The sequence below is a fragment of the Rhodococcus sp. CX genome, assembly GCF_015865005.1.
Taxonomy (GTDB): Bacteria; Actinomycetota; Actinomycetes; order Mycobacteriales; family Mycobacteriaceae; genus Rhodococcus.
In genome coordinates, this window is record NZ_JADZGH010000089.1 from 1 (window position 1) to 6,722 (window position 6,722).

Genomic DNA, 6,722 nt, shown 5'->3' on the forward strand with positions numbered 1-6,722 from the left:
GTCGTCGACTTCGACACCGTCAAGGCCGCCGCTGCCGCCGCACCCCCGCCGATCGATGCGAAGGCTGCGCTGCGCGAGCCCGGGATCGCCGTCATCGCCGAGGTCAAGCGGGCCAGCCCGTCGAAGGGCGCACTCGCCGACATCGCCGATCCGGCCGAACTCGCCAAGGCCTACGAGGCCGGGGGAGCACGCGTGATCAGCGTGCTCACCGAGGAACGCCGCTTCCACGGCAGCCTCGCCGACCTCGACGCGGTCCGCCGCGCCGTGCGGATCCCGGTGCTGCGCAAGGACTTCATCGTCGGCCCGTACCAGATCCACGAGGCCCGCGCGCACGGCGCCGATCTCGTGCTGCTGATCGTCGCCGCGCTCGAACAGCCCGTGCTCACCTCCCTCATCGACCGTGTCGAATCGCTCGGCATGACCGCGCTCGTCGAGGCGCACACCGAGGAGGAGGCGACCCGCGCTCTCGAGGCCGGCGCGACCGTCATCGGGATCAACGCCCGCAACCTCAAGACCCTCGAGGTCGACAAGGGCACGTTCGCGCGGATCGCGCCGGGCCTGCCCAGCGACGTCCTCAAGATCGCCGAGTCCGGTGTGCGGGGCCCGGCGGACCTGCTGGCGTACGCCGGTGCCGGTGCCGACGCCGTGCTCGTCGGTGAGGGTCTCGTGACGAGCGGCGACCCCCGCCAGGCGGTCGCCGAACTGGTCACCGTGGGTACGCATCCGTCCTGCCCGAAGCCGGCACGCTGACCGACCGGACCCTCCGAACGACGATCAGACAGCCGCGCAGTGTCCTCACTGCGCGGCTGTCCGCGTCGTCGGCGGATACCGGTGCGCGCGGACGTCTTCGGCCGACGACGCACCGCGAACTGCGCGGGTGACCCGACGGCACGGCGGGTGCGATGGTGGGGCAGACTGGACACGTGACTGCAGACGATTCCGTCCTCTCGGCCAAGGGCCGCGGCCTTCCCGTCATGAGCGAAGCCGTGTCTGTCCCCACCGCGCACGAACCGGACGCCAAGGGGCACTTCGGGGTCTTCGGTGGCCGCTACCTGCCCGAGGCGCTCATGGCCGTCATCGAAGAGGTCACCGCCGCCTACGAGAAGGAACGCACCGACCCCGGTTTCCTCGCCGAGCTCGATCGTCTCCAGCGCGACTACACGGGCCGGCCGTCACCGGTCTACGAGGCCACCCGGCTCAGCGAACACGCCGGCGGCGCGCGCCTGCTCCTCAAGCGCGAAGACCTCAACCACACCGGCTCCCACAAGATCAACAACGTGCTGGGGCAGGCCCTGCTCGCCAAGCGCATGGGCAAGACCCGCGTCATCGCCGAGACCGGCGCCGGTCAGCACGGTGTCGCCACCGCGACCGCGTGCGCCCTGCTCGGCCTCGAATGCCTCGTCTACATGGGTGAGGTCGACACCCAGCGGCAAGCCCTGAACGTGGCGCGCATGCGCCTGCTCGGTGCCGAGGTCATCGCCGCCAAGACCGGCTCGCGCACCCTCAAGGACGCCATCAACGAGGCGATGCGCGACTGGGTCACCAACGCCGACAACACCTACTACTGCTTCGGCACCGCCGCCGGGCCGCACCCGTTCCCGGCGATGGTCCGCGACTTCCAGCGCATCATCGGCCTCGAGGCGCGCGCCCAGGTGCAGGCCCACACCGGTCGCCTGCCCGACGCGGTCGTCGCCTGCGTCGGTGGTGGTTCCAACGCCATCGGCATCTTCCACCCGTTCATCGACGACCCGTCCGTCAAGCTCGTCGGCATCGAGGCCGGCGGCGACGGCGTCGAAACCGGACGGCACGCCGCGACCATCGGCGGCGGCACCCACGGCGCCCTGCACGGCGCGTACTCGTACCTGCTGCAGGACGAGGACGGCCAGACCATCGAATCGCACTCGATCTCCGCGGGTCTCGACTATCCCGGTGTGGGACCGGAACATTCGTGGCTCGCCGACACCGGCCGCGCCGAATACCGGTCGGCCACCGACACCGAGGCGATGGACGCGTTCAAGCTGCTGAGCCGCACCGAGGGCATCATCCCCGCCATCGAATCGGCCCACGCGGTCGCCGGGGCGCTGAAACTCGGCCGCGAACTCGGCGAGGGAGCGATCATCCTGGTGAACATCTCGGGCCGCGGCGACAAGGACGTCGACACCGCCGCCAAGTGGTTCGGCTACCTGCCCTCCGACAGCACCGACACCGAAGGAGCCGCGCAGTGAGCGCACCGCACGAACGCCTCTCCGCCATCTTCGCGACCTGCCGCGCCGAGAAGCGCGCCGCGCTCGTCGGTTACCTGCCGGTCGGCTACCCCACGGTCGAGAAGTCCATAGAGGCCGTCACCGCGCTCGTGGAGGGCGGCTGCGACCTCGTCGAGGTCGGCATCCCCTACAGCGATCCCGTCATGGACGGCACCACCATCCAGAACGCCGCCAACGCGGCGCTCGCCGCCGGTGTGCGCGTGCGGGACGTGTTCCCGGCGGTGAAGGCGGTCACCGACGCCGGTGGCGCCGCCGTCGTCATGACCTACTGGAACCTCGTCCTCAAGTACGGCGTCGAGAACTTCGCGCGCGACCTCGCCGCGGCGGGCGGGCTCGGCATCATCACCCCGGACCTGATCCCCGACGAGGCCGCCGACTGGATCGCCGCGTCCGACAAGTACGGGCTCGGCCGCATCTTCCTCGTCGCCCCGTCGTCGACCAACGAGCGGCTCGCGATGACCCTCGACAACTGCCGCGGGTTCGTCTACGCGACGTCGACGATGGGCGTCACCGGTGCCCGCGACAACGTCGACAACCGCGCACCGGAGCTCGTCGCGCGGGTGCGGGCCCACTCCGACATCCCGGTCGGGGTCGGTCTCGGTGTCCGCAACGGCGCCCAGGCCGCGGAGATCGCCGGATACGCCGACGGCGTCATCGTCGGTTCCGCGCTCGTCACCGCCGCCGCTCAGGGCCGCGACGCGCTGCTCGAGCTGACACGCGATCTCGCGAAGGGAGTGCGCTCGGCTACCGTGGCACCGTGACCGACACGACCACGTTCCTCGCCTATCTTCCCTCGCCCCCACAGGGCGTCTGGTATCTCGGGCCGGTGGCCCTGCGTGCCTACGCCCTGTGCATCATCGTCGGCATCGTCGTCGCGATCGTGTGGGGTGACCGGCGCTGGGTCGCGCGCGGCGGCGAGAAGGGCACCGTCCTCGACATCGCCGTGTGGGCGGTGCCGTTCGGCCTGATCGGCGGCCGGCTCTACCACGTCGCCACCGACTGGCGGAAGTACTTCGGCGACGGCGCCGATCCGATCGACGCCCTGAAGATCTGGGAGGGCGGTCTCGGGATCTGGGGTGCCGTCGCGTTCGGCGCGGTCGGCGCCTGGATCGGCTGCCGCCGCCGTGGAATCCCGCTGCCCGCGTTCGGGGACGCCCTGGCGCCCGCGATCCTGCTCGCCCAGGCCATCGGCCGGCTCGGCAACTGGTTCAACCAGGAACTGTACGGTCGCGAGACGACGCTTCCGTGGGGCCTCGAGATCTACGAACGCCGCAACGACGCCGGTCAGGTGTCGCCCGGCCTGATCGACGGCGTCTCCACCGGGCAGGTCGCCTCGGTGGTGCACCCCACGTTCCTGTACGAACTGCTGTGGAACGTGCTGATCGTCGTGCTGCTCGTCGTCGTGGACCGCCGCTTCCGGATCGGGCACGGCCGGCTGTTCGCCCTCTACGTCGCCGGGTACTGCCTGGGCCGGTTCTGGATCGAACTGATGCGCAGCGACGCCGCCACCCAGATCGCGGGCATCCGCATCAACTCGTTCACCTCCGGCATCGTGTTCGCGCTCGCAGTCGCGTACTTCGTCTTCGCCCGCAAGGGCCGGGAGGCGCCCGAGGAGCTGAAGTCGACCCGGACCCGGCACTCCGAAGACGGGACCGACGGTGCTGTGACCGCCGGTAACAGCGCGGTCGCGAAGGGCGATGAGGACCCGCAGGAGGGCGACGACAAGCAGGCCGACGACAAGACGGCCGACGCCGAGCCAGCGGACGAGAAGTCAACCGAGAAGCCGGTCGAGGAGGCCGGCGGGTCGAAGACGGCGGACCGCTGACCCCTGCCTGAACCGAACCCGGGAGCAAGCGCCGGTAAGGTCTGACACACACATCGACCACGAGGGGGATCACCAGTGACAACACCGGATCCGGCTGCTTCCGACCCGAATTCGGGCCGCCCGATCGATTTCGGCAAGAAAGCATCCGACCCAGCGGACGCGCAGTCGAACCCGAACTTCGGACCCGGGTTCGACTACGACGCGACCGCGCAGGCATCTCTCTCGGAGCCGCCGCAGACCTCCGAGTCCACGGCAGCGTCCCCGGGAACCGCCGGCCCGGGCTGGGACACCTACTCGGGCATCGGCAACGGCCCGGGCTGGGGCACCACGCCCAGCTACCCGCCGCCGTCCGACTACTCGTCGGCGCCGCAGCAGCCCGGCGGTCCGGCCGGTCCCGTCTACGGCACCCCGAACCCGCAGTACCCGATGGGCGACCAGTCCGGTTACGGCGCACCGGGAGGATTCGGGGGACCGACCCCGCCTCCGCCGCCGCAGCCCTACGGTGCCGCGCCCGGTTACGGTGCCGCCGCCCCCGGCTACGGCCCGGGTGGAACGCCCGGCTACGGCTTCGCCGACCCGTCGGCGCCGTACGGTCGTGATCCGCTCACCGGCGAGCCGTACTCGGACAAGTCGCGGATGACCGCGGGTCTGCTCGAGATCCTCCTCGGTGCGTTCGGCGCCGGCCGGTTCTATCTCAACCAGCCGGGCCTGGCGATCGCGCAGATCGCAGTGGTGTGGCTGACCTGCGGCCTCGGTGGCATCTGGCCGTTGATCGACGGCATCATGATGCTCACCGGCAAGGTTCGGGACGAGCACAACCGGCCGCTGCAGCCCTGATCGCGGTACCCGAACAAGCCACGTCTTCTCGCGGAGGGCCCGGCTGCGCATGCTCGCGCAGCCGGGCCCTCCGCGCGTAAACTGACGCCCGCGGGCCACGATCCCCGGCATTCCCGGGCGGAGCCGATCGGCCCATCCCCGCCACTGCACCGCCCGTGGTGGCGACCCTCCGGGGTCGCCGCCTCGACGCGCGACGCGTCACCCCCGCACCGTCCGCCCCGGTGGAGGTGACAGCAGTGCTGTACTCCTCGATTCCCGACGCTCGCGGCCTGTACGACCCGGCGCTGGAATCGGACTCGTGTGGGGTCGCCGCGATCGTCGACATCCAGGGCCGCGCCGGTCACGACGTCGTCGTCGACGCGATCCGCGCGCTGCAGAACCTCGCTCATCGCGGGGCGTGCGGGCGCGAACCGGCCACCGGCGACGGCGCCGGCATCACCCTCGCGGTCCCCGCGGCGCTGTTCGACGCGGTCACCGACTTTCCGCTGCCCCCTCCCGGCCGATATGCGACCGGTCTGTGCTTCCTGCCCCGCGATCCGGACGACCGGGCGCGCGCCCGCCGGCGCATCGAGGATCTCGCCGTTGCCGAACACCTGGAGGTCCTCGGCTGGCGTCCGACGCCGGTCGAACCCGAACGCGCCGGGATCGGCGTCACCGCGGACGGGTGCCGCCCGCACATCGACCAGTTGTTCGTCGCCGCACCTGCTGTCGCGGGGGTCCGGCCGGGCGGACTCGATCTCGATCGACTCGTCTACCCGCTGCGCCGCCGCGCCGAGCGGCCCGGACCCGACGCACCGGCGGTGTACTTCCCGTCGCTGTCCGCGCGCACGATCGTCTACAAGGGCATGCTCACCGCCGAGCAACTGGCCCGGTTCTACCCGGATCTGCGCGACCCGCGCTGCGCCAGCGCGATCGCCCTGGTGCACAGCCGCTACTCGACCAACACGTTTCCGTCGTGGACGCTCGCGCAGCCGTTCCGTTACAGCGCGCACAACGGCGAGATCAACACCATCCGGGGAAACAGGAATCGGATGCGGGCCCGCGAGCCGGCGCTGCGCACCCCGCGGGTCGCGGGCGACCTCACCCGGCTGTTCCCGATCTGCAGCCCGGGCGGGTCGGATTCGGCGACGCTCGACGAGGTGCTCGAGCTGCTGCATCTGTCGGGCCGGTCGCTGCCGCACGCGGTGAGCATGATGATTCCGCCCGCGTGGGAGAACGATCCCACGATCGACGCCCGGCGCCGCGGATTCCACGAGTTCCACGCCGCGCTCCTCGAGGCCTGGGACGGACCGGCGTGCCTGCCGTTCACCGACGGCCGCGTCTTCGGCGCGGTCCTCGACCGCAACGGGCTCAGGCCGGGCCGCTGGTGGCGCACCCTCGACGACCGGGTCGTCTTCGGCAGCGAATCCGGGGTACTGGACCTGCCGCCCGACCAGATCGTCGAGAAGGGCCGGCTGGAACCGGGCCGGATGTTCCTCGTCGACACCGGCGCCGGGCGCGTCGTGCCCTCCGACGAGCTGCTGGCCGGGCTCGCCCGCACCCACCCCTACCGGCACTGGCTCCGCGTCGGCCAGGTCGCCCTCGCCGACCTGCCGCGCCCGGACACCCGCCCCGGCCCGTGCACCGCGACCCCGCAGGCGCATCGGTTGTTCGGCTACACCCGCGAGGATCTCGACGTGCTGCTCGCCCCGATGGCCGGCACCGGCCGCGAACCCCTGGGATCGATGGGCAACGACACCCCACCGGCGGTGCTGTCCCCGCGACCGCGCCTGCTCTACGACTACGTCACCGAGATG

General features: G+C 71.4%; 6 protein-coding genes. All 6 read left to right on the forward strand.

The window, feature by feature from the left end; all coding sequences use genetic code 11:
- On the forward strand, positions 1–750 hold a 750-nt coding region (gene trpC, locus I0Q12_RS09545; RefSeq protein WP_197251699.1), incomplete at its 5' end, for an indole-3-glycerol phosphate synthase TrpC.
- Positions 751–974: 224 nt separating this feature from the next.
- Positions 975–2,225 carry a tryptophan synthase subunit beta gene (gene trpB, locus I0Q12_RS09550; RefSeq protein ID WP_197251702.1) on the forward strand — a complete coding sequence of 417 codons (1,251 nt, stop codon included), beginning with the start codon at positions 975–977 and terminating at the stop codon, positions 2,223–2,225.
- Positions 2,222–3,025 carry a tryptophan synthase subunit alpha gene (gene trpA, locus I0Q12_RS09555; RefSeq protein ID WP_197251700.1) on the forward strand — a complete coding sequence of 268 codons (804 nt, stop codon included), beginning with the start codon at positions 2,222–2,224 and terminating at the stop codon, positions 3,023–3,025. Before trpB ends, trpA begins: the two co-directional genes overlap by 4 nt.
- Complete coding sequence (gene lgt / locus I0Q12_RS09560) at positions 3,022–4,089, forward strand: prolipoprotein diacylglyceryl transferase (RefSeq protein ID WP_248676676.1); 1,068 nt, start codon at positions 3,022–3,024, stop codon at positions 4,087–4,089. The genes trpA and lgt overlap by 4 nt, the downstream gene beginning before the upstream one ends.
- 75 nt (positions 4,090–4,164) lie before the next feature.
- On the forward strand, positions 4,165–4,926 hold the full coding sequence (locus tag I0Q12_RS09565; RefSeq protein ID WP_197251701.1) for a TM2 domain-containing protein: 762 nt from the start codon (positions 4,165–4,167) through the stop codon (positions 4,924–4,926).
- A gap of 236 nt (positions 4,927–5,162) precedes the next feature.
- A partial coding sequence (locus I0Q12_RS09570) for a glutamate synthase central domain-containing protein (protein WP_307846143.1) occupies positions 5,163–6,722 on the forward strand: 1,560 nt, incomplete at its 3' end.

What these genes read in the sequence shown, in the direction of transcription:
- trpB (WP_197251702.1), top strand. Translation starts at nt 975, where the DNA reads ATGAGCGAAGCCGTGTCTGTCCCCACCGCGCACGAACCGGACGCCAAG.